The 26,873-nt window shown below is 71.9% G+C and carries 23 protein-coding genes; 17 read left to right on the top strand and 6 right to left on the bottom strand.

Annotation, left to right across the window (positions count from 1 at the left end; all coding sequences use genetic code 11):
- Positions 1-132: 132 nt before the first annotated feature.
- Genes hutU through hutI form a run of 4 tightly spaced genes read left to right on the top strand, consistent with a single transcriptional unit; the run spans position 133 to position 5,646 of the window.
- Positions 133-1,797, top strand: a complete 1,665-nt coding sequence (gene hutU, locus GTY58_RS18260) for a urocanate hydratase (RefSeq protein WP_010984927.1) — start codon at positions 133-135, stop codon at positions 1,795-1,797.
- On the top strand, positions 1,794-3,035 hold the full coding sequence (locus GTY58_RS18255; RefSeq protein ID WP_010984926.1) for an allantoate amidohydrolase: 1,242 nt from the start codon (positions 1,794-1,796) through the stop codon (positions 3,033-3,035). The genes hutU and GTY58_RS18255 overlap by 4 nt, the downstream gene beginning before the upstream one ends.
- Positions 3,032-4,366, top strand: a complete 1,335-nt coding sequence (locus GTY58_RS18250) for a formimidoylglutamate deiminase (RefSeq protein ID WP_010984925.1) — start codon at positions 3,032-3,034, stop codon at positions 4,364-4,366. Before GTY58_RS18255 ends, GTY58_RS18250 begins: the two co-directional genes overlap by 4 nt.
- A gap of 35 nt (positions 4,367-4,401) precedes the next feature.
- Positions 4,402-5,646 (top strand): imidazolonepropionase, encoded by a 1,245-nt coding sequence (gene hutI / locus GTY58_RS18245; RefSeq protein WP_010984924.1) that lies wholly within the window; start codon positions 4,402-4,404, stop codon positions 5,644-5,646.
- Positions 5,647-5,664: 18 nt separating this feature from the next.
- On the opposite strand, the gene GTY58_RS18240 is transcribed toward hutI, so the two are convergent.
- The 3 genes from GTY58_RS18240 to GTY58_RS18230 all read right to left on the bottom strand — a co-directional run bounded on the left by GTY58_RS18240 (position 5,665) and on the right by GTY58_RS18230 (position 9,240).
- Entirely contained in the window at positions 5,665-6,240 is a 576-nt protein-coding gene (locus GTY58_RS18240; RefSeq protein WP_010984923.1) for a hypothetical protein, read from the bottom strand.
- An 89-nt stretch (positions 6,241-6,329) separates the two neighbouring features.
- Positions 6,330-7,922: a ricin-type beta-trefoil lectin domain protein gene (locus GTY58_RS18235; protein WP_037644897.1), complete on the bottom strand. Its 1,593-nt coding sequence runs from the start codon at positions 7,920-7,922 to the stop codon at positions 6,330-6,332.
- 385 nt (positions 7,923-8,307) lie between these two features.
- Complete coding sequence (locus GTY58_RS18230; protein WP_037644898.1) at positions 8,308-9,240, bottom strand: RNA polymerase sigma factor SigF; 933 nt, start codon at positions 9,238-9,240, stop codon at positions 8,308-8,310.
- A 238-nt stretch (positions 9,241-9,478) separates the two neighbouring features.
- On the opposite strand from GTY58_RS18230, the gene GTY58_RS18225 reads away from it, so the two are divergent.
- The 7 genes from GTY58_RS18225 (at position 9,479) to GTY58_RS18195 (ending at position 16,021) form a co-directional block, all read left to right on the top strand.
- Entirely contained in the window at positions 9,479-9,847 is a 369-nt protein-coding gene (locus GTY58_RS18225; protein WP_010984920.1) for an STAS domain-containing protein, read from the top strand.
- Between the two features lie 255 nt (positions 9,848-10,102).
- Positions 10,103-10,762, top strand: a complete 660-nt coding sequence (locus GTY58_RS18220; RefSeq protein ID WP_010984919.1) for an ATP-binding protein — start codon at positions 10,103-10,105, stop codon at positions 10,760-10,762.
- Positions 10,763-10,933: 171 nt separating this feature from the next.
- Positions 10,934-11,629: an LPXTG cell wall anchor domain-containing protein gene (locus GTY58_RS18215; RefSeq protein WP_010984918.1), complete on the top strand. Its 696-nt coding sequence runs from the start codon at positions 10,934-10,936 to the stop codon at positions 11,627-11,629.
- A gap of 154 nt (positions 11,630-11,783) precedes the next feature.
- On the top strand, positions 11,784-12,773 hold the full coding sequence (locus tag GTY58_RS18210) for a hypothetical protein (RefSeq protein WP_037644899.1): 990 nt from the start codon (positions 11,784-11,786) through the stop codon (positions 12,771-12,773).
- A complete protein-coding gene (locus GTY58_RS18205; RefSeq protein ID WP_171033181.1) occupies positions 12,770-13,894 on the top strand; it encodes a hypothetical protein in 1,125 nt (374 codons plus the stop codon). Before GTY58_RS18210 ends, GTY58_RS18205 begins: the two co-directional genes overlap by 4 nt.
- A gap of 71 nt (positions 13,895-13,965) precedes the next feature.
- On the top strand, positions 13,966-15,198 hold the full coding sequence (locus tag GTY58_RS18200) for a hypothetical protein (RefSeq protein ID WP_010984915.1): 1,233 nt from the start codon (positions 13,966-13,968) through the stop codon (positions 15,196-15,198).
- 193 nt (positions 15,199-15,391) lie between these two features.
- On the top strand, positions 15,392-16,021 hold the full coding sequence (locus GTY58_RS18195; RefSeq protein WP_010984914.1) for a histidine phosphatase family protein: 630 nt from the start codon (positions 15,392-15,394) through the stop codon (positions 16,019-16,021).
- A gap of 96 nt (positions 16,022-16,117) precedes the next feature.
- On the opposite strand, the gene GTY58_RS18190 is transcribed toward GTY58_RS18195, so the two are convergent.
- Positions 16,118-17,614: an oligopeptide:H+ symporter gene (locus GTY58_RS18190; protein WP_010984913.1), complete on the bottom strand. Its 1,497-nt coding sequence runs from the start codon at positions 17,612-17,614 to the stop codon at positions 16,118-16,120.
- Between the two features lie 598 nt (positions 17,615-18,212).
- Between GTY58_RS18190 and GTY58_RS18185 the strand changes: the two genes are divergently transcribed.
- The 3 genes from GTY58_RS18185 to guaA all read left to right on the top strand — a co-directional run bounded on the left by GTY58_RS18185 (position 18,213) and on the right by guaA (position 21,935).
- Positions 18,213-18,890: a response regulator transcription factor gene (locus GTY58_RS18185; protein ID WP_010984912.1), complete on the top strand. Its 678-nt coding sequence runs from the start codon at positions 18,213-18,215 to the stop codon at positions 18,888-18,890.
- Between the two features lie 40 nt (positions 18,891-18,930).
- On the top strand, positions 18,931-20,211 hold the full coding sequence (locus GTY58_RS18180) for an ATP-binding protein (protein ID WP_010984911.1): 1,281 nt from the start codon (positions 18,931-18,933) through the stop codon (positions 20,209-20,211).
- A gap of 146 nt (positions 20,212-20,357) precedes the next feature.
- Positions 20,358-21,935, top strand: a complete 1,578-nt coding sequence (guaA, locus tag GTY58_RS18175; protein WP_010984910.1) for a glutamine-hydrolyzing GMP synthase — start codon at positions 20,358-20,360, stop codon at positions 21,933-21,935.
- Between the two features lie 32 nt (positions 21,936-21,967).
- On the opposite strand, the gene GTY58_RS18170 is transcribed toward guaA, so the two are convergent.
- Complete coding sequence (locus GTY58_RS18170) at positions 21,968-22,444, bottom strand: pyridoxamine 5'-phosphate oxidase family protein (protein WP_010984909.1); 477 nt, start codon at positions 22,442-22,444, stop codon at positions 21,968-21,970.
- Between the two features lie 255 nt (positions 22,445-22,699).
- Between GTY58_RS18170 and GTY58_RS18165 the strand changes: the two genes are divergently transcribed.
- Complete coding sequence (locus tag GTY58_RS18165) at positions 22,700-23,494, top strand: class II aldolase/adducin family protein (RefSeq protein WP_037644900.1); 795 nt, start codon at positions 22,700-22,702, stop codon at positions 23,492-23,494.
- A 5-nt stretch (positions 23,495-23,499) separates the two neighbouring features.
- Here the strand turns inward: GTY58_RS18165 and GTY58_RS18160 are convergent, their stop codons facing one another.
- Entirely contained in the window at positions 23,500-24,378 is an 879-nt protein-coding gene (locus GTY58_RS18160) for a DUF4429 domain-containing protein (protein ID WP_010984907.1), read from the bottom strand.
- 322 nt (positions 24,379-24,700) lie between these two features.
- Here GTY58_RS18160 and GTY58_RS18155 point away from each other — a divergent pair, with 322 nt between their 5' ends.
- Positions 24,701-25,990 (top strand): hypothetical protein, encoded by a 1,290-nt coding sequence (locus tag GTY58_RS18155; RefSeq protein WP_010984906.1) that lies wholly within the window; start codon positions 24,701-24,703, stop codon positions 25,988-25,990.
- Positions 25,991-26,158: 168 nt separating this feature from the next.
- Entirely contained in the window at positions 26,159-26,689 is a 531-nt protein-coding gene (locus GTY58_RS18150) for a DoxX family protein (protein WP_037644903.1), read from the top strand.
- Positions 26,690-26,873 lie beyond the last annotated feature (184 nt).

Raw genomic sequence — 26,873 nt, 5'->3', positions numbered from 1 at the left:
GCGTTCCGCGCCCATATGTCCAGGCAAACATCCCCCGACACCCCGGCGCTTGCACGCCCCATGTATTGACTAGCTCTATTCAGGAAGTCAGGATGTGAATATCTACTGCATAAGTCCGCTAGGAGGCAGACCATGTCAGGACCCCGCCCCGTACGAGCGCCGCGCGGTACGGAACTGAGCGCCCTGGGATGGCAGCAGGAAGCCGCCCTGCGGATGCTGCAGAACAACCTCGACCCCGAGGTCGCCGAGCACCCCGACAAGCTCGTCGTCTACGGCGGCACCGGCAAGGCGGCGCGCGACTGGCGCTCCTTCGACGCCATGGTGCGTACGCTCCGGACCCTCAAGCAGGACGAGACGATGCTCGTCCAGTCCGGCCGCCCGGTGGGCGTCATGCAGACCCACGAGTGGGCCCCGCGCGTCCTCATCGCCAACTCCAACCTGGTCGGCGACTGGGCCAACTGGGAGGAGTTCCGCCGTCTGGAGGCCCTCGGCCTGACCATGTACGGGCAGATGACCGCCGGCTCCTGGATCTACATCGGCACGCAGGGCATCCTCCAGGGCACGTACGAGACGTTCGCCGCCGTCGCCGCCAAGAAGTTCAACGGCACCCTCGCCGGCACGATCACCCTCACCGCCGGACTCGGCGGCATGGGCGGCGCCCAGCCGCTCGCCGTGACGATGAACGACGGCGTCGCGATCTGTATCGACGTCGACCCGCGCGCCATCGAGCGCCGCATCGAGCACCGCTACCTGGACGTGAAGGCCGACTCCCTGGAGCACGCCCTGCAGCTGGCGGTGGAGGCCCGCGACGCCCGTCGTCCGCTCTCCATCGGCCTCCTCGGCAACGCCGCCGAGCTGCTGCCCCGCATGCTCGCCGAGGGCGCCCCCGTCGACATCGTGACCGACCAGACCTCGGCCCACGACCCGCTGGCCTACCTCCCCGTCGGCGTCGACTTCGACGACATGGCCGCGTACGCCGCGAAGGACCCGGCGGGCTTCACCACCCGCGCCCGGGAGTCCATGGCCCGGCACGTCGAGGCCATGGTCGGCTTCATGGACGCGGGCGCCGAGGTCTTCGACTACGGCAACTCGATCCGCGGCGAGGCCCAGCTCGCCGGATACGAGCGCGCGTTCGCCTTCCCCGGCTTCGTCCCCGCCTACATCCGCCCCCTCTTCTGTGAGGGCAAGGGCCCCTTCCGCTGGGCCGCCCTGTCCGGCGAGGCCTCCGACATCGCCAAGACCGACAAGGCGCTCCTCGAGCTCTTCCCGGAGAACGAGTCCCTGCACCGCTGGATCAAGATGGCCGGCGAGCGCGTCCACTTCCAGGGCCTGCCCGCCCGTATCTGCTGGCTCGGCTACGGCGAGCGCGACAAGGCGGGCGAGCGCTTCAACGACATGGTGGCGAGCGGCGAACTCCAGGCCCCGCTGGCCATCGGCCGCGACCACCTCGACTGCGGCTCCGTCGCCTCCCCGTACCGCGAGACCGAGGCCATGCTCGACGGCTCCGACGCGATCGCCGACTGGCCGCTGCTGAACGCCATGGTGAACGTCGCCTCCGGCGCCTCCTGGGTCTCCATCCACCACGGCGGCGGTGTGGGCATGGGCCGCTCCATCCACGCCGGTCAGGTCTCCGTCGCCGACGGCACCGAGCTCGCCGGCGAGAAGATCCGCCGCGTGCTGACCAACGACCCCGGCATGGGTGTCATCCGGCACGTCGACGCCGGCTACGACATCGCGGAGTCCGTCGCCGACGAGCGCGGCGTGCGCGTCCCGATGCGCGAGGGTGACGACGCGTGACTTTCCACAGCATGTGGGCGGAGCTGCTGCCGATCGGCCGCAGCTCCGCCTCCGGCGGCTACCGCCGCTTCGCCTGGACCGGCGCCGACGCCGACTGCCGGGCCTGGTTCAAGGCGCAGGCCGAGTCCCGGGGGCTGACGTACGAGCTGGACCGGAACGGGAACCAGTGGGCCTGGCTGGGCGACCCCACCGCGGGGGACGCCGTGGTCACGGGGTCTCACCTGGACTCCGTCCCCGACGGCGGCGCCTTCGACGGCCCCCTCGGGGTGGTGTCCTCCTTCGCCGCCCTCGACGAACTCCGCGCGCGCCAGGTCACGCTCGCCAAGCCCCTCGCCCTCGTGAACTTCGGGGACGAGGAGGGCGCCCGCTTCGGGCTCGCCTGCGTCGGCTCCCGGCTCGCGGCCGGACAGCTCACCGTCGAGCAGGCGCACCGGCTGACCGACGCCGACGGCGTCACCCTCCCGCAGGCCATGGAGCGGGCCGGGTACGACGCCGGCACCATCGGCCCGGACCCCGAGCGGCTCGCCCGTATCGGCGCCTTCGTCGAACTGCATGTCGAACAGGGCCGCGCCCTCGACCTCAGCGGTGACCGGATCGGCATCGCCAGCGCCATCTGGCCGCACGGCCGCTGGCGCTTCGACTTCCGGGGCGAGGCCAACCACGCGGGCACGACCCGCCTGGCGGACCGCCGGGACCCGATGCTGTCGTACGCGGAGACGGTCCTCGCGGCCCGCCGAGAGGCCCGACTCGCCGGTGCGGTCGCCACCTTCGGCAAGATCGCCGTCGAGCCGAACGGCGTCAACGCCATTCCCTCCCTCGTCCGCGGCTGGCTGGACTCCCGCGCCGCCGACCAGCGGACCCTCGACACGGTGGTCACCGGCGTCGAGAAGGCGGCCCGCGAGTACGCCGACGCCCACGGCATCGAACTCGACGTCGTCCGCGAGTCGTTCACCCCCGTCGTCGAGTTCGACCACGCCCTGCGCGACGAACTCGCCCGCATCCTCGGCAGAGACACGGGAACGGGCGCCGGCACGGGCGCGGACCTCAAGGTCCCCGTGCTGGGCACCGGCGCGGGACACGACGCCGGAATCCTCTCCGGGACCATTCCGACCGCCATGCTGTTCGTACGCAACCCCACGGGCGTCTCGCACTCCCCGGCCGAGTACGCCGCCGAGGACGACTGCGTGGCCGGGGTGACCGCACTCGCCGACGTACTGGAAGGGCTGGCCCGCAGGTGACGCAGACGTACTGGCTGGAGCACGCCTGGCTCGACCCCGCCGTCGAGCCGGGGGTGTCCGTCGAGGTCGCACAGGGCCGGATCGCGGCCGTCCGCACGGGCGTCGGCACCCCGCCCCCCGGCGCCGAGATCCTGCGCGGTCTCACCCTCCCCGGACTGGCGAACGCCCACTCGCACGCCTTCCACCGCGCCCTGCGCGGCACCGTCCAGGTGGGCAGCGGCACCTTCTGGACGTGGCGCGAGGTCATGTACGCCTTCGCGGACAGGCTGACCCCGGACACGTACCACGCGCTGGCCCGCGCCGTGTACGCGGAGATGGCGCTGGCCGGGGTCACGGCGGTCGGCGAGTTCCACTATGTGCACCACGCCCCGGGCGGCACCCCGTACGCCGACCCGAACGCCATGGGCGAGGCGCTGATCGCGGCCGCCGCCGACGCCGGCATCCGGATCACCCTCCTCGACACCGCGTATCTCTCCTCCGGCTTCGGACAACCGCCCAACGCCCATCAGCTCCGCTTCTCCGACGGCACGGCCGACGCCTGGGCGGAACGCTGTTCAGTTCTCAAGGACCGTGATCACGCGCGGATCGGTGCGGCCATCCACTCCGTACGTGCCGTGCCCGCCGGACAGCTGGCGACGGTGGCGCGCTGGGCCGAGGAGCGGCGGGCCCCGCTCCATGTGCATCTGTCCGAGCAGACGGCGGAGAACGACGCCTGCCAGGAGGCGCACGGCCGCACCCCCACCCGGCTGCTCGCCGACCACGGGGTCCTCGGGCCGCGTACCACCGGCGTCCACAGCACCCACCTCACGGACGAGGACATCGCGCTGCTCGGCGGCTCCTCGACCGGCACCTGTATGTGCCCGACGACGGAGCGGGACCTGGCGGACGGCATCGGCCCGGCCGTCGCCCTCCAGCGCGCGGGCTCCCCGCTCTCCCTCGGCTCCGACAGCCACGCCGTGATCGACCTCCTCGAAGAGGCCCGCGCGATGGAGCTGAACGAGCGTCTGCGCACCCGTACCCGGGGTCACTGGACGGCGGCGGCCCTTCTGCGGGCGGCCTCGGCCGACGGCCACGCGGCCCTCGGCTGGGACGACGCGGGCACCCTGGAGCCCGGCGCGCTCGCCGACTTCACGACGGTCGCGCTCGACTCGGTCAGAACAGCGGGACCGCTGCCGCGGCTCGGCGCCGAGACGGCCGTATTCGCCGCGACGGCGGCCGACGTGCGCCACACGGTCGTGGGCGGACGTCATGTCGTACGCGACGGAGCGCACGCGCTCGTGCCCGACGTGCCGTCGGCACTCGCGGACGCCGTCGAAGCCCTGCGCGCGTGACCCGCACCCCCAGCCCGGCCACCCACGAGGACCCCATGAGCAGCACAGTCACCACAGCCCACACCGCCGGCACAGGCAGCACGGTCATCACCAACATCGCCGGCCTGGTCACCAACTCCCCCTCCTTCGGACGGGGGTCCCCCCGCTCGAGTAAATTCGAGAGTGGGGGAGCATCCCCTCTCGGTCTGATCCAGGACGCGGCCGTCGTCATCGACGGCGACCGGGTCGCGTGGATCGGTGAATCAAGCAAAGCACCCGCCACTGACAACCGGGTCGACGCCGGTGGCCGGGCGGTGATCCCCGGCTTCGTCGACTCCCACTCGCATCTCGTCTTCGCGGGCGACCGCACCCAGGAGTTCAACGCCCGTATGTCGGGCCGGAGCTACACGGCGGGCGGCATCCGCACGACCGTCGCGGCCACCCGGGCCGCGAGCGACGCGGATCTGGAGGCGAACCTCACCCGCTACCTCGACGAGGCCCTGCGGCAGGGCACGACCACCTTCGAGACGAAGTCGGGTTATGGCCTGACGGTCGAGGACGAGGCCCGCGCGCTGCGCATCGCGTCCGCGCACACCGACGAGGTGACCTACCTCGGCGCGCACATCGTCCCGCCGGACTACGCCGACGACCCGGCCGCGTACGTGGCCCTGGTCACCGGCGAGATGCTGGACGCCTGCGCCCCGCACGCCCGGTGGATCGACGTCTTCTGCGAGAAGGGCGCCTTCGACGGCGACCAGGCGAGGGCGATCCTGACGGCGGGCCGGGCGAAGGGCCTCCACCCCCGCGTCCACGCCAACCAACTGTCGTACGGCCCGGGCGTCCAGCTCGCGGTGGAGCTGGACGCGGCGAGCGCGGACCACTGCACCCACCTGACGGACGCGGACGTCGACGCCCTCGCGAGCGGCCGGACCGTCGCCACCCTCCTCCCCGGCGCCGAGTTCTCCACGCGCGCCGAGTGGCCGAACGCCCGCCGTCTCCTGGACGCGGGCGCCACGGTCGCGTTGTCCACGGACTGCAACCCCGGCTCCTCCTTCACGTCCTCGGTGCCCTTCTGCATCGCCCTCGCGGTACGGGACATGGGCATGACCCCGGACGAGGCGCTCTGGTCGGCCACGGCGGGCGGCGCGGCGGCCCTGCGCCGCGAGGACATCGGCCACCTCACCCCGGGCGCCTACGCGGACCTGGCGTTCCTCGACGCCCCGAGCCACGTCCACCTGGCGTACCGGCCGGGGGTTCCGCTGGTGTCGGAGGTGTGGCGGCGAGGGCGCCGGGTCCGCTGACGGCCGGCCCCGGCGGGTTCAGCAGGCGCCCTCGGCCGTGGTGGCACTGAGGTCGTACTCGGGAACGTAGGTGCCCTGCTGGTCGCCCACGCCCGGGACGGTGAAACCGCCCTCGTCCGACTCCTTCTGGGAGACGCTCATGCAGTAGGCGGCGTCGGTGCCCTCGGCCGTGATCTCGTAGTCGTCCCGCGAGTCGGCCGGCTCGACGTTCACGGCGTACCCGGGGCCCATGTCCTCGCCCGCGTCCTCGACTTCTTGCTCGATCAGGTCGGAGTAGTCCGAGTACTCGTCGTCGATGTGGGGTTCCTCCTCCAGGGCGGAGGCCGCCTGCTCGACCGCCTGGCCGAGCTCGCCCGCACTCCACGAGTTGTCGTCGGCGAAGTCGAGCGCCTTGAACCCCTGGAAGGCCATGACGGCCGCGGCGATGAAGATGAGCACCCGCTGCCATGCGTACGCGCTGTCCGACGGCTCGTTGGCCTCCGGATCGCGGTAACGCCTGGCGGCGAAACGCCAGTACAGCTTGCGTTGGTCGGCGAGGCCCAGGGCCACGAAAAGGGCGGCGGCCACGAAAAAGAAGACGACGATGCCGGTCATGCGCTGTAGATCCCCCGTGGTGTGTACATGCCTACACGGCGGTCCTGTCTACCAGGGCCTGGGTTACAGGCGCAAAGGCCGGCCGGGTCTCAGGCCGCCCCCGCCCGCCATCGCTGTGCGGCGCGGCCCTCGGCCGGCACCAGGAACAGCGCGTCCCCGTACGGGGTGACCGCGTGGTCCGGGGCGACGGCCGGGCGGATGACCCCCTGCGCGTCGACCGTGAAGCGCAGGTTCCGGCCGTTGCGCCCGTACACCGCGCCGCACTCCCAGATGCCGACCCCCCGGTCCGTGGAGCCGCGGCTGTCCAGGCAGAAGTCCGGGTCCTCGGACGACTGGAGGACGCCTCGCGCGGTGTCGACCCGCCAGCGCTGCGTGCGGGACGAGGTGCAGGGGGCCGTGACGACGTCCGTGCCCAGGTCCATCACGCCGTCGCGGATGTCCAGGCAGAGGCCCGAGTCGGCGTTCACCACCTGGGCGAAGGAGCCGTTCGGCGGGTGGGGAGCGGGGGGCTTCGGGCTGGGCTTCGGGGAAGGGGGACGCGTCGTCTTCGACGCCGACGGACTCCTCGACGGCTTCGGGGACTTGCCGGCGGTGTGCGACGGCGAGGGGGACGGGGTCGCCGAGACGGTCGCCGTCACCGTCACCGCGGGCGGCCGGGACGGGGTGGCCACGGCGTTGGCCGCCCGCTCCGGCTCCGGGCCGCCCGAGACGAGGAGGTAGGCCAGGAACGGGATCAGCGCCACGCCGAGTGCCGTCGACGCCAGTACGAAGCGGCGGGACGGCCACCAGCCCGGGGCCGGGCCGGGACCGGGGTCGCCCGGCCCCGGTCCGGAGGGGCCCGGGCCGCCGGCGACCGCCCGCCGGGTCACCGCCCCGCCCGTGACGTACGCCGCGCCGCCCCAGGCCAGCAGACCCGCCGCCAGCGCCGTACGCGGGTCGTCCCGCAGGGCGGAGAGTTCGTCGTACGCGGTGGCGCAGTACACGCAGTGCACCATGTGGGCGTGCAGGTCCGCGCTGTAGCGGGGGTTGTCCGGGCGCACCGACTCCTCGATCAGCCGCCGGAAGTCCTGGCACCGCGGATCGTCGGAGGCGGCCAGCCGGGTCGTCAGGCAGGACTGGCGCAGGCTCTGGAACGCCGGTTCCGTGCCGTACGTGACGTCCTCGCGGGTGAGTCCCACGAAGTCGGCCGTCCGGTCGTCGGGTTCGCCCTCCACGACGGCGTACCAGACGACGCCCTGGACCCGGGACGGAAGCGACTGGAACGCGGCGAGCAGCGGCGGCACCTGTGCGCGGGAGCCCGCCGCACCGAGGTGTGCGAGCAGGTCCGGGTCGAGGCGGGCGGCCCGCTCGTCCGCCGCCCAGGACGCGGCCACGCGGCCCGCCAGCAGCAGGAGTTGGTGTCGCCAGGGCCCGCGCGGGTCGGAGCCGCGGGCTGTGTCGCGGGCGGCGAGCGCGAACGCCTGCGCCGTGAGCCGGCGTGCCGCCGCGTCGTCCACCGTGCACAGGCGCGCGTATCCGAGGACCGCGGGCCGGTGCCGGGTGCGCAGTTCACGCAGCGCCGGATACGCGGTCGCGGTGTCCGTGCGCAGCAGTTGGGTCAGCCGCGCGTCGGACGCCGTGCTGTGTCTACCGTCCTCGGCCTCGGCGTCACCGTCGCCGTCGCCCCGGTCGGCCCGTGCCATCCCCCTGCCTCCTCGCACCCCCTGGCTCTGCCGCCGGGCATGCCTGAGACATCGCACACGTACCGGCGGGTATGGGGGGTGACCATAGTGATGGAAGGCAACCCGCGGGGAAAGAGGTAACCCACGGTAAGTGCACGGAGAGCGGTGGAGCGGTGGAGCGGCGGGAGTGGCGGGAGCGGTCGAGCGGGGGGGCGGTGGAGCGGAGGGGCGGTGGAGCGGCGGCCGGTATCCGGAGCCCGGCCACGGCCGGACAGCAGTCGTCCGGCACCCGGCCGCCGCCGGACACCGGACCCTTGCCGCACTCGGCGCGCGCCGCTCGGCACGCCCCGCTCAGCACACCCCACAAAACCGCGACCGCAGAAGTCACCGCGGTCCGAAGGAGTCCCTACTCCTCCACCGTCAGTCCCTTGCGCAGCCGCACCAGCGTCCGGGACAGCAGCCGGGACACATGCATCTGCGAGATGCCCAGCTCGTCGCCGATCTCCGACTGCGTCATGTTCGCCACGAACCGCAGGGACAGGATCTTCCGGTCCCGCGAAGGGAGTTGGGCGATCAGCGGCTTCAACGACTCGACGAACTCGATGCCTTCGAGCCCGTGGTCCTCGTACCCGATGCGGTCCGCGAGCGCGCCCTCGGAGTCGTCCTCCTCGGGCTGCGCGTCCAGCGACGACGCCGTGTACGCGTTGGACGCGGCCATCCCCTCGACGACCTCGCCGTTCGAGATGCCGAGCCGCTCGGCCAGTTCGCTCACGGTCGGGGCGCGGTCGAGCCGCTGGGCGAGTTCGTCGCCGGCCTTCGCGAGATCGAGGCGGAGTTCCTGGAGTCGGCGCGGTACGCGCACGGACCAGGACGTGTCACGGAAGAAACGCTTGATCTCGCCGACGATCGTCGGCATCGCGAAGGTGGGGAACTCGACGCCGCGGCTCAGTTCGAAGCGGTCGATCGCCTTGATCAGGCCGATCGTGCCGACCTGGATGATGTCTTCCATCGGTTCGCTGCGGGAGCGGAACCGGGAGGCGGCGAACTTCACCAGGGCGAGGTTGAGTTCGACCAGGGTGTTGCGGACGTACGAGTATTCGTGGGTGCCCTCTTCGAGGGACTCCAGCCGCGCGAAGAGCGTCTTGGACAGGGCTCGTGCGTCGACCGGCCCCACCTCGTCGTACGGGGGGATCTCGGGAAGTCCGGCGAGTACGTCGCGCTCCCCGGGGAACCCGTCGTGCTCCGCGAGGGATGCGTGCTCCAGGTTTTCCGGAGGGCGTGTCGACGTCGCCCGCTGGGTATGCGATTCGTCGAGCCGGGGTGACATGATGTCCTCCATCGTTCTCGGCATATGGCCGCCGATGCCAATACGTGCACTGCGGTGTGCGGCGCCTCCAAAGCCGGCCGTGTCGATTGGGTGTCCCTACTAGCCCTACCTGCTTTCGGGAGCCCCTCGCAAGTGCGCTGCGTGATGATATGTCCGATTTGGGTAAGTTGTTCGGGTGTCATGGCGTGTGGGGAAGGCGTAGGGTTCGAGGACGTCAAGCAACAGCCACGACGGTCGGGAGAGAAACGGCATGGACCGCGGGACGGTCGGCAGCGCACAGTCGGGCCGGCTTCTTGTCGAGGTGCGGGAAGAGGGCACGAGTGCCGTCGTGACCCCCGCGGGTGAGCTGGATCACCACACCTCCGAGCTATTGCGTGAACCGCTCGACGATTGCCTTGGAAAGGGCTTCGCGCGCCTGGTGGTGGACTGCTCGCGCCTGGAGTTCTGCGACTCCACCGGGCTCAATGTGCTGCTCGGGGCCCGTCTGAAGGCCGAGGCCGCGGGCGGCGGAGTACATCTGGCGGGGATGCTGCCGGTGGTGGCCCGGGTCTTCGAGATCACCGGTGCCGATGCCGTCTTCACCGTCCACGAGACGCTCGAGGCAGCCCTGGCCGACTAGGCCCGGCGGGTCGGGCCGGCGGGTCGGACCGTGGAGGGAATCGTGGGGGGAATCGTGCCCCCGGCTGTCTCCGGCGCGACGGGCGCGTTACGTCCGTCACAGCTTCCGTCCGAATCCGTGGGTGTTCTGCCGGTTCGCTCGGGCAGGAGACATCCTGACTACGTCCGCAGCCACAACGAAATCGGCGGGAACGCCGTAGATCCCTGTAAGTGAGTCTTGAATCGTGAACTGGTGAATCGGTGAGGTGAAGCGCTGATGAGCACCACCCGGCCTTGCTCGCCGGGCGACCGCGGCCCGGAGCCGGGCGCCGGCGGCGCTTCCGGGATGTCTGCGGAGCGGGCTGCGCCCGAGGAGGAGGCGGCCGCCATGGCCTCCGCGTCCTCCACGGCCGCCACGCCCTCCGCGACCCCCGCTGCCTCCGCCGAGGACGCACCCTCCGCCGAGGATGCACCCCCCGCCGAGGGCGGGAGCGTAAGCGGAGGCGGGAGCACGTCGTCCGCCGCGGCCCGCCGAACCCGCAAACTGAACTTCGACGACCAGAGCGGTGTCGTTCCGCTCGCCCGCGACTTCGCCCGCCAGGCGCTGTACGAGTGGGGCTGGCTGCCTGCCGCGACCGCCGACCAGCGGGCTGCCGCCGAGGACGTGCTGCTGGTCGTCTCCGAACTCGTCACCAACGCCTGTCTGCATGCCGAGGGTCCCGACGACCTCTGGATCAGCTGCGACAACAAGGTGCTGCGCATCGAGGTCTCCGACAAGGGCGCGGGCCAGCCCGCCCCGCGCACCCCGCACCGCGCCGGCCGCCCCGGCGGCCACGGCATGTTCATCGTGCAGCGGCTCTGCCTGGACTGGGGGGTTGTGCGGACCCCCGGGGCCGCGGGCAAGACCGTGTGGGCGGAACTCGGCGCCCCCGCATAACTCTTACCTTGGGTTACCCACGGTTCGAGCCCTTCCCCGGGCATCTCTGAGCGCGCGCCGGATCTCCTCAGATCCGGCGTGCACTTTGTCTTCCCTCGACAAGGCCCCGGGCGTACTTTGACGGCCCGATCTGATGTGCCGTCAGTAACTTCGGCGACGAGGGGACTCGAGGTGTCGTACCGGACGTACCAGAAACGAACCGCCGCGCTCGCGTTCGCCGCGGCCCTGGCCGGCTCGGCGGTGCTGATGGCCGCCCCCGCCGCCGTGGCCGACGTGGTGGACGTCAACTACCAGTGCAAGACGCCGATCGGCGACAAGAGCGCCGTGTCGCCCATCGACATCAAGAGCGTCAAGAGCGGCAGCGGCTACAAGCTCACCATGTCCTTCCAGAAGGGCGTCTCGTCCAGCCCGGTCGAGCTGGGCAAGGGCGCGATGAACCCGAGCGCCGTGATCAAGCTGGGCGGCGCGGACAGCGGCACGGTGGCCGTGAGCGGTCCGGCCAACTCGGCCGCGATCCCCGCCGACACCCCTATCAAGATCAACGACTTGTCGGGCACGTACACGCCGAAGAAGACCGGCAAGGTCACCTTCACCGCGGGCGTCCTCACCATCAAGGCGCTCGGCACGACGACCACGTGCACCCCCGGCAACAACCCCAAGCCGTCACTGACCCTCGACGTCACGGCTGCGGGCGGCGGCGGTACGTCGGGCTCCACACAGAGCGGTACGGACACCGGGAGCGGGCTCCCGCAGACCGGACCCGAGGACTCCGCGATCGCGCTGGGCACCCTCGGCGGCACCGTGCTGCTCGCGGGCGCGGCCGGAGCGCTGTGGCTGACGCGCCGGAACCAGGCGGCGCGCCGCTAGGACATGTCCGGCGCATCGGGCCGGGCTCCCGTGTCCCGGGCCGGCCCCCCGTGTCCTGGGCCGGGCTCCCGGGTCCCACTGCCGGGCTCCCGTGTCCCGGGTCCTGACGCACCGGACAGGCCCCACCACCGCGTACGACCCGCAGGAGCCGCCGATGCCGTACGTTTCCCACGTCCTTGGCCTTGCCGCCCTGACCCTGCTCGCCGCCGCACCGTCCGCCGCGGCAGCCGACGCCTGGTCCGTCGCGCCCGCGACGGGCGGCACTGCCGGGCGGCCGTACATCTACGCGGAGGGCGAGAGCGGCACCGTCCTCGAGGACGCCGTGTCCGTGCTCAACCCGGGCGGCACACCGCTCACCGTGCGGCTGCGCGGCGCCGACGGCCCCGATGGCGTACGGAGCGGGCCGGTCGGCACGGGCGCGTGGATCGGTTTCGCCCGGGCGACGGGCGGACACAGACGTGCGGCGTCGGCGGTGTCCGTGACCGTGCCCGCCCGCACGCGCGCCGACGTGCCGTTCACGGTGAGTGTTCCCCCGGGCACGACACCCGGTGACCACCCCGGCGCGATCGTCGCGGAGGCGGGCGGCCGCTCCAGCGCCGTACGCGTCCGGCTGCGGGTCGGCGGGCCGACGCTGTCCGCGCTCAGTGTGGAGCACGTCTCGGTGGGCGGCGGGCGGATCTCGTACGAGCTGGTCAACCGCGGCAACACCGTGCTCGCCCCGAGCCTTGCGGTGCACGTCGACGGCCTCTTCGGGCCGCTGCTCGACCGGCCCGCGCACGCCCTGTCCCTCGACCTGCCGCCGGGCCGCCGCGTCACGCTCAGCGAGCCGTGGCGGGACACCCCGGCGCTCGACGCGGTCCAGGTGCGGCTCACGGTGACCGCGGCGGGCGGGGCCCGCGCCTCGGCGTCCGCGTCGGCCCGGTTCGTGCCGTGGGGCGCGGTGGCGGGAACGGGCGGCGCGTTCGCGGCCGCGGGCGCCGGTTTCGTCGTACGACGTCGCGGGCGCGGCCCGCGGGACGGGGACGCGGCCCCGCGGCAGCCATGGCAGCCATGGCGGCCATGGCGTCGAGGGCGCCGCCCGCCGGACGGGGACGCGGGGGAGCCGCCGTGTGCGGAAGCCGAGCTGACGGGAGCGGTGAAGTGAGCGGCAAGGTGCGGATGACGGCGCTGGTGGCGGTGCTCGCGCTCGCCCTGCTCCCGTGGGCGGGGGCGACCGCCTCGGCCGCGGACAATCCCTCCGTCAGGCTCTCCACGTCCCAGGCGGGGAGCGGCGGTTCGATCACCGTGACCGGCAGCGGCTGGCGCCCGAAGGCCCTGCTGATGGTGCTGATCTGCGGACAGTCCGTGCCGTCCCGCGGGGTGATCGGCGGCACCAACTCCTGCGCCAACGCGGACGGCCGCGCGGTCACCACCGACGCGAAGGGGGCGTTCAGCAGGAAGCTGCCGGTGGCCGAGCCGCCCAAGCCGTGCCCGTGTGTGGTGCACGTCGCCACCGTCACCGGCGAGAAGGCCGACGCCGACGCCGTCTTCCAGGTCGCGGGACATCCGGTACGGGCCCTGCCGAAGGAGGACACGAGCGGGCGCCTGTCCGTGCTCACCGACACCCGGCTGGACGGGTCGAGCGGGCTGCTGACCTGGTTCGGGGCGCCGCCGTCCCGCACGCTCGTCCTCACCGTCGGCAACGTCGGCACGTCCCCCGTCAAGAACCCGGTCTTCCGCGTCGGCACCTCCCACGGGGTGTTCGCCCCCCAGTGGGAGGAGCAGCCGTGGCGTGGCACGGTCGCGCCCGGCGGGAAGGCCCGGATCAAGCTGCCGGTGGAACTGGCGGCGGGCGCCCACGGCGACTACACGATCTCACTGGAGTACGGCGGCAAGGTGCTCGCCGAGCAGCCGTGGGGCGTCGGCCGCCCATGGGGCGTGACCCTCTTCTGGATCCTGCTCTGCGTCGTCGTACCCGCGGCGGTGTTCCGCGTCGGGATGGCCGTGGTGGACCGGGTACGGCCGCGGCGCCGGGCACCGGGGCGGCACCGGGTCCTGAAACTGCCCGAACTCACCCTGCGCCTGCCGAAACCGGGCGCACCCGCTCCTGAGACCCGCACCACCCCGGCCCTCCCGTGGTTCACCCCGGACGGCGATCCGGGCACCCCGGCGGCCGGTCCGCTCTCCGCACCGCAGGAGGAGACGAGTCCGACGTCTTCCGCAGAGGAGACGAGTCCGACGTCTTCCGCGTCTCCGACGACTCCTACGACGAAGGGAAACACGTGAGCACGCTACGGAGAGTTCTTCCGGCAGGGGAGCGGAGGGGGCGCAGAGCGACCGCGGCCGGAGCCGCCCTCATGCTCGGCGGCGCGGGCCTGCTGCTCGGGGTGACCGCCGGGCCGGCCCAGGCCGCCGAGGTGTCGTACGCGACCAAGTGCGTCCCGCCCGCGGCCTCCGGCCTCGACCCCGTCGAGGGCACCACGAAGGTGGAGATCACCGCGCCCGCCACCGCGAAGGTCGGTGACACGGTCGAGGTGGTGTGGAAGTTCGTCCAGGCCGCCTCGAAGAACCCGGACATCATCGATCTGCCGAAGGACTCGGTGCAGCCGAGCGGCACCCTGAAGGCGGCCGGCGCGCAGGCCGCCGGCATCGCGATGCAGGGGGCGCGCCAGAACCCGGCCATCCCCAAGGGCGGCGCCATGGTGCTGTCCGACATGAAGGGCACCCTGAAGCTGACCACGCCGGGCGAGGTCACGCTGACCCCGGACGCGTACGCCATCAACGCCTTCTCGACGGACACCAAGTGCGCGCCGACGGAGACCGTGAAGTCCGCCGCGACCATCAACGTCACCGCAGGCGGGGGGAGTTCGTCCAGCGCCACGCCCGATCCCTCACAGAGCGCGACCGGCGGCAGTGACACGGGCGGATCCAGCGGCGGCCAGACCGACTTCACGGGCAAGGAGGTCTCGGTCCCGTACGCGTGCAAGACGCCGATCGGCGACAAGAACGCCACCTCGCCCGTCCAGATCAACGCCAAGAAGAACGGCGGGAGTTTCGATCTGACGGTCCAGTTCAAGAAGTCGGTGATGGACAGTCCCGCCGACATCCCGAAGGACTCCGTGAAGCCGTCGATGGAGGTCGTGCTGGGCGGCGCCGACAAGGGGACGGTGCGGGTGGAGGGGCCGGCGAACGCCGACGCGATCAAGAGCGGCGACCCCATCGAGATCCCGGACCTGACGGGCACGTACAAGCCGGGCGCGAGTGGCACCTCGACGCTGTCCCCGGGTGTGCTGACGGTCAACGCCCTGGGCACGACCACGACATGCACCCCGACGAAGACGGAGGTCTCCCTGTCCCTGGACACCACCGAGCAGGCGAACGGCGCGTCGGGCGGCGGCTCGTCGTCGACGTCCGGGTCCGGCGGTACGTCGGGTGGTACCTCGGCCGGCGGTACCTCGTCCGGCGGGGGCCTCGCGGAGACGGGTGCCGGTGACCATGGCGCGCTGAAGGCCCTGGGGCTGGTGGCCGGCACGGTGATCCTGCTGGGCGGAGCGGTGTTCACGTTCCTGCCGGGACGGCGCGTGCGCTGACCCGGCCGCCGGGCGGGCGGGGTGCGGGCGCTTGGCGTGCCCCGTGGTGACGGGCGCTTGGCGTGCCCCGTGGTGACGGGCGTTTCGCGTGCCCCGTGGTGACCGTGAACCGGGGAAGGGCCTCACTCGTCCCCCAGAACGACCACCCCACCGAACGCCCCCCACCGTCCGCCTGCCCCTGGAGGCCCCGTACATGAACGCCACAGCGACCCGCTTCCTCTACCTCGCCCGGCACGGCGAGGCAACCGCGGACGAGGACGCGGGCGAGCTGACCGCGAACGGCCGCCGCCAGGCCGAACTCCTCGGCGACCGGCTCCGTGACGTGCCGCTGGCCGCGATCCACCACGGCCCGCTGCCGCGCGCGGCGCAGACCGCCCGGCTGATCGGCGACCGGCTGAAGGAGGTCCCGGTGCGGGCGGCCGAGGCGGCCGGGGACTACGTGCCGTACGTGCCCGGCCGGGCCGAGCTGCCCGCGGACGCGGCCGACCGGCTGCTCGCGTTCCTGGCGCCCGTGACGCCGGACGAGCGCGAGCGGGGCGCGGCGCTGGCGCGGGCGGCGCAGGAGCGGTTCACCGGCCCCGTGGCGGGCGACGAGGTGCGCCACGAACTGGTCGTCACCCACGCCTTCCTCATCGGCTGGCTGGTCCGGGCCGCCCTCGACGCCCCGCCCTGGCGCTGGCTGGGCCTCAACCACGGCAACGCCGCCCTGACCGTCCTCCGCTACACGCCCGGCCGTCCGTCCGCCGTGCTCTTCTTCAACGACATGGCCCATCTGCCCGCCGAACTGCGCTGGACCGGCTTCCCGCCCGAACTGCGCGGGTGAGGGACGCGAACGGCCGAGGGCCGCCGCACCGGGTGGTGCGACGGCCCTCGGCCGACAGCAAGGAAAGCGAGTGCGGCAGGGCTGCTCAGGCGCGCGTCAGTGGACGTCGCCCATCAGCTCCTTGACCTTCTTGCGGTACATCCACACCGCGACACCGGCGACCGCGGCGAGCGTGGCCTGCAGGGCGACGATGCCCGTCTTGTTGAGGTCGACGCCGGCGATGGAGAGCAGACCGGTCGTGGCGTCACCGGCGGTGACGGCCAGGAACCAGACACCCATCATCTGGGAGGCGTACTTCGCGGGCGCCATCTTCGTGGTGACGGAGAGGCCGACCGGGGAGACGGTCAGCTCACCGACGGTCTGCACGAAGTAGATCGCGACCAGCCACATCGCGGCGGCCTTGTGACCGCCGTCGGCGATCGCCAGGGGCGCCAGGAAGAGGAAGAACGAGGCACCGATCAGGAGCAGACCGGACGCGAACTTCGTCGCCGTGCTCGGCTCCTTGCCGCGGCGGTTCAGCGCCAGCCACAGCCAGGCGAACACCGGGGCCAGGGCCATGATCAGGACCGGGTTCACGGACTGGTACCAGGAGACCGGGAAGTGCCAGTCGAAGATGGTGTTCTCGGCCGACGAGTCGGCGAAGATCGACAGGGTCGAGCCGCCCTGGTCGTAGATCATCCAGAAGACGGCGGCGGCGACGAAGAACCAGATGTACGCGGACATCTTCGACTGCTCGACGCGGTCGAGGGCCTTGTCGCGCTTGATGCGGGCGATGACCATGACCGGGATGATCAGGCCGGCGACGGTGATCGGGACCAGCAGCCAGTTGAGCGTGTAGTGGCCGGAGAAGCCGACGATCGCGTAGAAGACGACGGCGACGGCCGCCCACATCGCCGACTTGCGCAGCGTCGCGGCCTTCTCCTCGGCGGACAGCGGCGTCGGGACGTCGCTGGAGCGGGCGCTGAGGTGGCGGCTGCCGAGCAGGTACTGGGCGAGGCCGAGCGCCATGCCGAGCGCGGCGAGCGCGAAGCCGAGGTGCCAGTTCACGTTCTCACCGACGGTGCCGATGATCAGCGGCGCGGCGAAGGCACCGAGGTTGATGCCGATGTAGAAGAGGGTGAAGCCACCGTCGCGGCGCGGGTCGTCCGGGCCGTCGTAGAGGTGGCCGACCATCGTCGAGATGTTGGCCTTCAGCAGACCGGAACCGATCGCGACCAGGCCGAGGCCCGCGAAGAAGGTGCCGGACGTCGGCAGGGCCAGCGTCAGGTGGCCGAGCATGATGATCAGGCCCGCGACGGCGACCGTCTTGCGGGGGCCGAGGACACGGTCGGCGAACCAGCCGCCCGGGAGGGCGAGCAGGTACACGAGCGACACGTACACCGAGTAGATCGCGGTCGCGGTGGCCGCGCTCAGGTGCAGGCCGCCCGGTGCCACCAGGTACAGCGGGAGCAGAGCTCTCATGCCGTAGTAGGAGAACCGCTCCCACATCTCGGTCATGAAGAGAGTGGCCAGTCCGCGGGGGTGGCCGAAGAAGGTCTTCTCGGAACCGGGGGTGCCCGGGGTGACCGAGTCCTTCGTCAGGCTGGACGCCATGGGTCGTTCCTTGCTGGTCGGGACGCGCTGCTGGAGCGTGTGCGCGCCCGGTGGGGGGCGGCCGGCACCGGCGGGGATCGTTCGCGTCCGCCCCACGCCCATGGGGAGTCCGCTCCGGATGACGAAGCGGTGGACGGCGACCACCGGGATCCACGCCTCTACGCGCATCGCTGCGCTGAGGCCCGGCCACAGGTCATTCCTTTCAAGGCTGGCGAAGGCCAGCCCGCACACAAAAGAGACCTTCGGCGTCAAGTGCTCGCCAAAGGCCCCCGGTGTAGCTACAGGCGTTGCCGTCACCATACGACACGACACTGCCGGATATGGAAGGACTTGAGACGTGGATCACAGGTGATTCTGGAACCACGGACACGTATTCGAAGGTACTAGCCCCAATGGCATCCCACAGCCGCAGGCCGGACCATCCACAGCCGGCGGCCCGGACCACCCCCGCCCGACGGCGTGCGTCCCGCACGGCGCCCGGTGGCCGCGACCGCGCCCGCGGACGGATGTGAAACGGGGCATCTTCGCAGCCCAAGGTAAGAAAACCCGGTAGCCGACCACGCCGCGGCTCTTGTCATCGGCGGACTACCATCACCCCATGACCCGTGTACTGCTCGCCGAGGACGACGCGTCCATCTCGGAGCCGCTGGCCCGCGCCCTGCGCCGGGAAGGTTACGAGGTCGAGGTGCGCGAGGACGGACCCACCGCACTCGACGCCGGAATGCAGGGCGGCGTCGACCTGGTCGTCCTGGACCTCGGTCTGCCCGGCATGGACGGCCTGGAAGTGGCCCGCCGGCTGCGCGCCGAGGGACACACCATCCCGATCCTCATCCTGACCGCGCGCGCCGACGAGGTGGACACCGTCGTCGGCCTCGACGCGGGCGCCGACGACTACGTCACCAAGCCGTTCCGCCTCGCCGAACTGCTGGCCCGGGTACGGGCCCTGCTGCGGCGCGGCGCCGCCGAGCCCCAGCAGCCGCCCGCCACGCACGGCGTGCGCATCGACGTCGAGTCGCACCGCGCGTGGATGGGGGACGAGGAACTCCAGCTGACCGCGAAGGAGTTCGACCTGCTGCGCGTCCTCGTCCGGGACGCGGGCCGGGTCGTCACCCGCGACCAGCTGATGCGCGAGGTCTGGGACACCACCTGGTGGTCGTCCACGAAGACGCTGGACATGCACATCTCCTGGCTGCGCAAGAAGCTGGGCGACGACGCGGCGAACCCCCGCTACATCGCGACGGTGCGCGGCGTGGGCTTCCGCTTCGAGAAGAGCTGACCCGGCCGTGCCTCACGGGTTTCCTCGCGGGTAGCAGCACATGCGCCGTCGACTCATCCAGTCCACCCTCGCCGTCGTGCTCGTGGTGATCGCCGTCTTCGGCCTGTCCCTCGTGATCGTCGAGACGAGGACGATCAGCAACAGCGCCCAGGAGCGGGTGGACTCGGAGGCGCTGCGCCTCGCCAGCATCGTGGACAGCCGCATCCTCGGGTCCGAGAGCGTCAGCGCGGACATACTCAAGGACCAGGTCGGCGCGGGCGGGTACGCCGAGATCACCATGCCCGGCCAGGCCCCGATCGCCATCGGCACCAAACCCGTCGGCGATGTCATCCACGCCACCGAGAAGGGCGAGGAGGGCGAGACGGTCCGGGTCGAGGAACCCCGCTCGGCGGTGACCCGCGAAGTTGGCCGCACGCTGCTGATCATCGCGGCGGTGGCGCTGCTCGCCGTGATCGCGGCGGTGCTGCTCGCGGTGCGCCAGGCGAACCGGCTCGCCTCCCCGCTCACCGACCTCGCGGAGACCGCGGAGCGCCTCGGCTCGGGCGACCCCCGGCCGCGCCACAAGCGGTACGGGGTCCCGGAGCTGGACCGGGTCGCGGACGTCCTGGACTCCTCCGCCGAGCGCATCGCCCGCATGCTGACCGCGGAGCGCCGCCTGGCCGCGGACGCCTCCCACCAGCTGCGTACGCCCCTCACCGCGCTCTCCATGCGCCTGGAGGAGATCACCCTCACGGATGACCCGGACACGGTGAAGGAGGAGGCGACGATCGCGCTGACGCAGGTCGAGCGGCTCACGGACGTCGTGGAGCGGCTGCTGACCAACGCCCGCGACCCGCGTACCGGCTCCGCCGTCTCCTTCGACCTCGACGAGGTCATCCAGCAGCAGCTCGCCGAGTGGCGCCCGGCCTACCGCAGCGAGGGCCGCGCCGTCGTCAGCTCCGGGAAGCGGCACCTGCGGGCGGTCGGTACACCGGGAGCGGTCGCCCAGGTCCTGGCCGCCCTGATCGAGAACTCCCTCATGCACGGCGGCGGCACGGTCGCCCTGCGCACCCGGGTCACCGGCAACCAGGCCGTCGTCGAGGTCACCGACGAGGGCCCCGGCGTCCCCGCCGACCTCGGCGCCCGCATCTTCGAGCGCACGATCAGCGGCCGGAACTCGACGGGCATCGGCCTCGCGGTCGCCCGCGACCTCGCGGAGGCCGACGGCGGCCGCCTGGAGATGCTCCAGGCGCAGCCCCCGGTCTTCGGCCTGTTCCTGTCCCGCACCCCCCTGAAGAAGGCCCCGCAGGGCGAGGAGGAGCAGGGACCGACGGTGCGGTAGACGGGCCCTGAGCCCGGTCGGCGGGCCTGCGGGCGCGCGGTCCGGCCGGCAGGCCGATACCGGGGTCCCGGGCGGAGCCCCGGAGGGCCGGTACGGAACCGGTAGAATCGGCAGCACAGCCCTAGCTCACCGCCGGAAGGCAAACCGTGCCATCAGCACCCTCCGCCGCCGCCCCCGACACCGTTCTGGTCGTCGACTTCGGCGCACAGTACGCCCAGCTCATCGCCCGCCGCGTCCGCGAGGCCCGGGTCTACAGCGAGATCGTGCCGAGCACCATGCCGGTCGCGGAGATGCTCGCCAAGAACCCGGCGGCGATCATCCTCTCCGGCGGCCCCTCGTCGGTGTACGCGGAGGGCGCCCCCCGCCTCGACCGCGAGATCTTCGAGGCCGGCGTCCCGGTCTTCGGCATGTGCTACGGCTTCCAGCTGATGGCCACGACCCTCGGCGGCACGGTCGACAACACCGGCGCCCGCGAGTACGGCCGCACGCCGCTGCACGTCAGCAAGTCCGGCTCGACGCTCTTCGAGGGCACCCCCGACGAGCAGCCGGTCTGGATGTCGCACGGCGACGCCTGCTCCGCCGCCCCCGAGGGCTTCACGGTCACGGCCTCCACGGACGTCGTCCCGGTCGCGGCCTTCGAGAACGACGAGAAGCGCCTGTACGGCGTCCAGTACCACCCCGAGGTCATGCACTCCACGCACGGCCAGCAGGTGCTGGAGCACTTCCTGTACCGGGGCGCGGGCCTCACCCCGTCCTGGACCACCGGCAACGTCATCGACGAGCAGGTGGAGCTCATCCGCGAGCAGGTCGGCACCCGGCGCGCCATCTGCGGTCTGTCCGGCGGCGTCGACTCCGCCGTGGCCGCCGCGCTCGTACAGAAGGCCATCGGTTCCCAGCTGACCTGTGTGTACGTCGACCACGGTCTGATGCGCCAGGGCGAGACCGAGCAGGTCGAGAAGGACTTCGTGGCCGCGACCGGCGTCCAGTTGAAGGTCGTGGACGCGGAGGAGCGTTTCCTCACCGCGCTCAAGGGTGTCTCGGACCCCGAGGAGAAGCGGAAGATCATCGGCCGCGAGTTCATCCGGGTCTTCGAGCAGGCGCAGGCGGAGATCATCGCGGACGAGGGTCCCGAGGTGGCCTTCCTGGTCCAGGGCACCCTCTACCCGGACGTGGTCGAGTCCGGCGGCGGTACGGGCACGGCCAACATCAAGTCCCACCACAACGTGGGCGGCCTGCCCGAGGACCTCGAGTTCGAGCTCATCGAGCCGCTGCGCAAGCTGTTCAAGGACGAGGTCCGCATGGTCGGCCAGGAGCTCGGCCTGCCGGACGAGATCGTCCAGCGCCAGCCGTTCCCCGGCCCGGGCCTCGGCATCCGCATCGTCGGCGAGGTCACCAAGGAGCGTCTGGACCTGCTCCGCGAGGCCGACGCCATCGCCCGCGAGGAGCTGACGGCCGCCGGTCTCGACCGCGAGATCTGGCAGTGCCCGGTGGTCCTGCTCGCGGACGTCCGCAGCGTCGGCGTCCAGGGCGACGGCCGCACCTACGGCCACCCGATCGTGCTGCGCCCGGTGTCCAGCGAGGACGCCATGACCGCCGACTGGTCGCGCCTCCCGTACGACACCCTGGCGAAGATCTCCACGCGGATCACGAACGAGGTCGCGGACGTCAACCGAGTCGTCCTCGACGTGACGAGCAAGCCGCCGGGCACCATCGAGTGGGAGTAGTCCCGGGAGCCGAGGGGGAGTAGTCCCGAGGCTCACGTCCGCCTGAGCGTGCGCACCGGCGCGCCAGGCCGCCAGATCTCGACGACCAGATACATGTCGTCCTCGACGTAGGTCCGTACGACCTCCGTCAGCTCGGTGCGGAAGAGGTGGAACGGCTCCGGCGGTTCCACCTCTTTCCCATACGCGGCCTTCGTCGCCGGGTCCTCGACCTCGATCGCCCGCCCGCTGATCCGTACGTCCCCGCCCCCCGTCCCGGCCCCCTCCCCGGGGTTCGCCTGGAGCGCGAAGCGCGGGTCGCGGCGCAGGTCGAGCGCCTTCAGCGAGTCCGGCATCATGCCGAGCCACAGTTCGCCGTGCAGGAAGCGGACTTCGAGGCCGGTCGTGCGGGGCGAGCCGTCCTTGCGCAGGGTCGCCAGGACGTGATGGGCGAAGCCCCCGAAACGCTCCTCGGCGATATTCGCGAGCCCGGGTTCCGCCGTGGTGAAAGCCGCCCAGTTCGTCTGTGTCATACGGGGAGTCTGGCGGGGATACCCGACATCTTCTGTCGGGTATCCCCGCCAGACTGCCATGGCCCGTCGTCGGGCCGGGTCAGTGCTGTGAACGGGGGTCGTCCGCAGGGATGTCGCCGGACCCGTCATCCGGGGCAGCGGTCACGCCCCGCCGGACCGGGAGCATTCACGGATCTCTTCACAGAACTGCTCTGTTTTCCTGCGCTGACCGACGGTAACTTCCGCTCCGTGACGGAACTCAGGCCTGGAGGACCGATGTACGGGCCCACACCACCCCTGCCCCTGCCCACCGACCGGCTGCAGTTCGCCATGCCGCCGATGTACGAGTCACTGGACGACGAGCGCACGCATCGCAAGGAACGGCTGGCCGGCGCCCTGCGGCTCTTCGGGCGGCTCGGATTCGAGGACGGGGTCTCCGGCCACATCACCGCGCGCGATCCCGAGTACAGCGACTGCTTCTGGGTCAACCCGTTCGGAATGCCGTTCAAGCATGTGACCGTGAGTGATCTTGTGATGGTGAACGCCTCGGGGCAGGTGATCGAGGGCCGCTACCACGTCAACCAGGCGGCATTCACCGTGCACGCCCAGGTGCATGCCGCCCGCCCCGACGTCGTGGCCGTCGCCCACTGCCACTCCGTGCACGGGCGCGCCCTGTCCGCGCTCGGCGACCTGCTGGACCCGATCACCCAGGAGAGCTGCGCCTTCTACGAGGACCACGCGCTGTACGACGCGTACACGGGGGTCGCGGTGGACGCCGAGGAAGGCCGCCGGATCGCCTCCGCGCTCGACACCCGCAAGGCGCTGGTGCTGCGCAACCACGGGCTGCTGACGGTCGGCGACTCGGTGGACGCGGCGGCCTGGTGGTTCGTGTCGATGGAACGGTCCTGCCAGGTGCAGCTGACCGCGAGGGCGGCGGGCCGGCCGGTCCTGATCGACCACAAGCAGGCGGTGGCGACCCGCGAGCAGCTCGGCGGGGATCTGGTGGCGTGGATCAACTACCAGCCGCTGTGGCAGGACATCAGCCGGAGCGAGCCGGACCTGCTGAGCTGACGGTGTCAGAAGCCCCGGAGGACGGCTGCCTTGGCCGCGGCGAACTCCTCGTCCGTCAGCACGCCCTCGCGGTGCAGCTCGCCCAGATCCCTGAGGCGGCGCAGGAGTACGTCGTGGTCGGCCGCGGGTGGTACGGCGGTGGCGAGCCGCGGGCGCTCCACGAAGTCGGCGAGGCGGGTCGAGGGGTGCGGCAGCCGGGCGGTGACCGCGGCGGCGACGAGGGCCGTCAGCAGATCGCGCCGGGCGCTGCCCCACAGATCGAGGGCGTACGGGTCCTTCTCCGGCGGCAGCTTGGAGAAGACGGTCTCACGGGTCACGAAGCGCAGGAAGCCGTCCTCGTAACCGGAGTTGGGCAGCCACTCGACCTGCACCAGATCGCCGACCGCGATGATCCGCGGACCCGTCGCCCGCTTGATCCGTTCGGAGGTGTCACTCCAGTCGATCCGCACTTCGGCGCCGTCGAAGGAGACCGTGCCGTCACTCGAACGGACGGAGACCGGGACGGGTGGGCCGGACAGGAGGTAGGCCTTCGTCGGCTCCTGGGGAATCTGCTCGAGCAGGAGCGAGTGCCGGATCTCCTCGGCGACGTACTCGGCGACCCCCGAGCGGTCGATGTCCACGGCCAGCCGGTAGGGGTCGGCGGCGTCCGGCAGGCGTCCGCCGGTCGCCTGGAGCAGCGGATCGGCGCCCTCGCGCAGCCTCAGCCGCAGCCTGCCGCGCTTGCGTTCGGGCTCGTAGACGATGCCGGAGATCGCCTCCAGGGGGACGGTGACCTCCCCGTACGTCTGCCGGAACAACGGCACGGAGCGGTGCAGTCCCGGCGTGATCCGGACCGTACTGCCGTCGAAGGCCCAGCTCCCGTCGCGCTGGATGATCTCGGCCATACGGAAATTCTCGCAGCCGGGTCAACAGGGGGCCCGCGAGTTCACTCGGACTGACGGACCTGCCGGATGCGGGGGGTGTTCGGTACGGCACAATTCGCTGTCGTCGGCCGGGAGTTGTGCGGGTGCGCGGCGGTACGGGGCCGCGCGGTGCTGGTGTGCGGCGGCGTGGGCGTGCGGCGATGCGGGTGCGTGCGGTGCGGGTGTGCTGTGGTGGGCCTGTCGCGGTGTGGGCCTGTCGCGGTGCGGGTCTGTGCGGTGGTGGGCCTGTGTGGTGGTCGGTTGTCCGGTGGGTTGGAGTTCTGGCGCGGGAAGGCGGCAGTTGGTGGCGGTGCAGGAGGCGAGGCAGGGCGCGGGGCGTGGAACCGGGCCCGGTGCGCATGAGGGCGGGTGCACCTGCGGGGACTGTCCGCACGGCGCGCGCGAGGGACATCGGCGTGCGGTGGCCGCGTTCCTCTCCAGGCGGGACGAGTTCGCGTCGGGGCAGGGGCTGCCGGCGGCGGTCGCGTACTCCGCGTCGGCCTCGCGGCAGTGGGTGTCGGACGAACTGACCCAGTCCGCGGACCTCGTCGCCGAGCGAGGGCGGGTCGAGGGCGAGGCCTGGCTGGGCCGGCTGTGGCGGCATACGGCGTTCGTGGTCTGGGGCGTGGTCGGGGCGCTGCTCCTGGCACAGGCGCTGACCGCCATCGGTGCGGGGTGGACGGTGGCGCGGACTGCCGGGCTGCTCGCCGCGGTGGTGGTGGGCGGGTCGCTCACCGGCGCGGGCTATCTGCACCGGGCGCGCGGCGGAGCCCTGGCGCCGGTCATCGGCGAGGACAACCGGCTCTCCACCTCCCGTGCGGTCGCGGCGAGTTGGGTGCTGTTCGTGGTGTACGCGGTGCTCGTGCTGGTGGGGCAGCTGGCGGCCGCGTCCGGGCCCGGTGAACGGGACGCGCTGATCGCCGGGCTCGAACTCGCCCGCGGAGTGGGCGTGGTGACCGTGGTCGCCGTGGCCTGCGGCATCGCGGTGCTGGTGCGGCGGGTGGTGGGCCTGCGGGTGCTGGGGCAGCGGCTCCAGAAGGTACGCGCCGACCGCCCGCGCGGAGCGGATCTGCTCACGGACGACTCGGGGCGGGGGAGCTTCGCGGACATCCAGTACGTGGTGGTGGGCGCGGTGGCTCTCGCCTTCGCCGCGGTACGGCTGGCCCGGCGTCCCGACCAACTCCCCGATCTGCCGTGGGGGCTGGCGCTGCTGGTGCTCGTGTCCGCCGCGACGTATCTCGCCGGGAAGTACGCGGAGGGCGGGCGTCCGGTGGTCCTGTCCGTCGTGCGGGCCCGGGAGGCGGGGGATCTGGACGCGCCGATCCGGACCGGCGACGACATCGAGATCCGGGGCGCGGGCTTCGTGCCGCCGGGGGCGCAGACGGCGGACCGGTTGTCGCGGATGGTGGTGCGGATCGGGGCGGTGCATGTGCATGTGCCACTGGTGCCGGTGGCGGGGGGCTTCAGCAACCCGACGGATGCGGTACTGACGGTGCCGGTGCCGGCGGATGTGGAGCCGGGGCGCGTGGAGGTGCAGGTGATCACGGCGGCGGGGGTCGAAACGAATCGGGTGACGATCGACGTGACGGACTGAGGGGTGTGGCGTCACGGACTGAGGGGTGTGGTTCGTGTGCCGCCCGGCGGTGCGTATTTACGGGCGAGGACGGAAAACAGACGGCGCAGATACTGAGCGGTAGCGGCCCTCCCTACGTATGGTTTGTTGAGAGGGCAACGGACCGGCGGGCGAGAGGCGGCACCAGCGATGGCTCACGGCATGCGCACCGACACCCAAAGCCCCTACCTCGAAGGCGACCGGGACTGGCGGGACACCGCCACCCGATACGCGCTGCTGCCTCTGCGGGTCTTCCTCGGCGTCACCTTCATCTACGCGGGCCTGGACAAGCTCACCAACAGCGCGTTCATGTCCGAGTCCGGCGCAGGCTCGATCGGCGACATGATGCGCACGGTGCGCGACTCCTCGGCGATCCCGGCCCTTGTCGACCTCGCGCTGAAGAACCCCGTCGGCTTCGGCTACGCCATAGCTCTAGGTGAACTGGCCGTCGGTATCGGCACCCTCATCGGCCTGCTGACCCGCCTCGCCGCGCTCGGCGGGGCCCTGATCTCCCTCAGTCTCTGGCTGACCGTGAGCTGGGCCTCCGACCCCTACTACTACGGCAACGACCTCGCCTATCTCATGGCCTGGCTCCCCCTGGTTCTCGCCGGCGCCTCCGTGTTCTCCCTGGACGCGGCCCTGCGCGCACGACGCAGGCAACGCGGGGCCGGCTACCGCTGACGCGACGGCCTGGCTCCGCCGACGAGGTCGGTCGGCGCTGACGCGGCCCGGCTACCCGTGACGAGGTCGGCCGACGCTTACGCGCTCGATTGCCGCTGTGAAGTTCTCCTCCGGCGTCCGTCACCCGTCGTCGAGTCACCGTCGTCGAGTCACCGTCGGCGCGACCCCTCGGCCCGCTGCTTGT

Source organism: Streptomyces sp. SID5469, assembly GCF_009862865.1.
Lineage (GTDB): Bacteria > Actinomycetota > Actinomycetes > Streptomycetales > Streptomycetaceae > Streptomyces > Streptomyces avermitilis.
The sequence above is the reverse complement of the archived record's forward strand: the minus strand, read 5'-3'. Positions and strand labels throughout refer to the sequence as shown.

What these genes read in the sequence shown, in the direction of transcription:
- hutU (WP_010984927.1), top strand. Translation starts at nt 133, where the DNA reads ATGTCAGGACCCCGCCCCGTACGAGCGCCGCGCGGTACGGAACTGAGC.
- hutI (WP_010984924.1), top strand. Translation starts at nt 4,402, where the DNA reads ATGAGCAGCACAGTCACCACAGCCCACACCGCCGGCACAGGCAGCACG.
- GTY58_RS18240 (WP_010984923.1), bottom strand. Translation starts at nt 6,240, where the DNA reads ATGACCGGCATCGTCGTCTTCTTTTTCGTGGCCGCCGCCCTTTTCGTG.
- GTY58_RS18235 (WP_037644897.1), bottom strand. Translation starts at nt 7,922, where the DNA reads ATGGCACGGGCCGACCGGGGCGACGGCGACGGTGACGCCGAGGCCGAG.
- GTY58_RS18230 (WP_037644898.1), bottom strand. Translation starts at nt 9,240, where the DNA reads ATGGAGGACATCATGTCACCCCGGCTCGACGAATCGCATACCCAGCGG.
- GTY58_RS18225 (WP_010984920.1), top strand. Translation starts at nt 9,479, where the DNA reads ATGGACCGCGGGACGGTCGGCAGCGCACAGTCGGGCCGGCTTCTTGTC.
- GTY58_RS18220 (WP_010984919.1), top strand. Translation starts at nt 10,103, where the DNA reads ATGAGCACCACCCGGCCTTGCTCGCCGGGCGACCGCGGCCCGGAGCCG.
- GTY58_RS18210 (WP_037644899.1), top strand. Translation starts at nt 11,784, where the DNA reads ATGCCGTACGTTTCCCACGTCCTTGGCCTTGCCGCCCTGACCCTGCTC.
- GTY58_RS18200 (WP_010984915.1), top strand. Translation starts at nt 13,966, where the DNA reads ATGCTCGGCGGCGCGGGCCTGCTGCTCGGGGTGACCGCCGGGCCGGCC.
- GTY58_RS18195 (WP_010984914.1), top strand. Translation starts at nt 15,392, where the DNA reads ATGAACGCCACAGCGACCCGCTTCCTCTACCTCGCCCGGCACGGCGAG.
- GTY58_RS18190 (WP_010984913.1), bottom strand. Translation starts at nt 17,614, where the DNA reads ATGGCGTCCAGCCTGACGAAGGACTCGGTCACCCCGGGCACCCCCGGT.
- GTY58_RS18185 (WP_010984912.1), top strand. Translation starts at nt 18,213, where the DNA reads ATGACCCGTGTACTGCTCGCCGAGGACGACGCGTCCATCTCGGAGCCG.
- GTY58_RS18180 (WP_010984911.1), top strand. Translation starts at nt 18,931, where the DNA reads ATGCGCCGTCGACTCATCCAGTCCACCCTCGCCGTCGTGCTCGTGGTG.
- GTY58_RS18170 (WP_010984909.1), bottom strand. Translation starts at nt 22,444, where the DNA reads ATGACACAGACGAACTGGGCGGCTTTCACCACGGCGGAACCCGGGCTC.
- GTY58_RS18165 (WP_037644900.1), top strand. Translation starts at nt 22,700, where the DNA reads ATGTACGGGCCCACACCACCCCTGCCCCTGCCCACCGACCGGCTGCAG.
- GTY58_RS18160 (WP_010984907.1), bottom strand. Translation starts at nt 24,378, where the DNA reads ATGGCCGAGATCATCCAGCGCGACGGGAGCTGGGCCTTCGACGGCAGT.
- GTY58_RS18150 (WP_037644903.1), top strand. Translation starts at nt 26,159, where the DNA reads ATGGCTCACGGCATGCGCACCGACACCCAAAGCCCCTACCTCGAAGGC.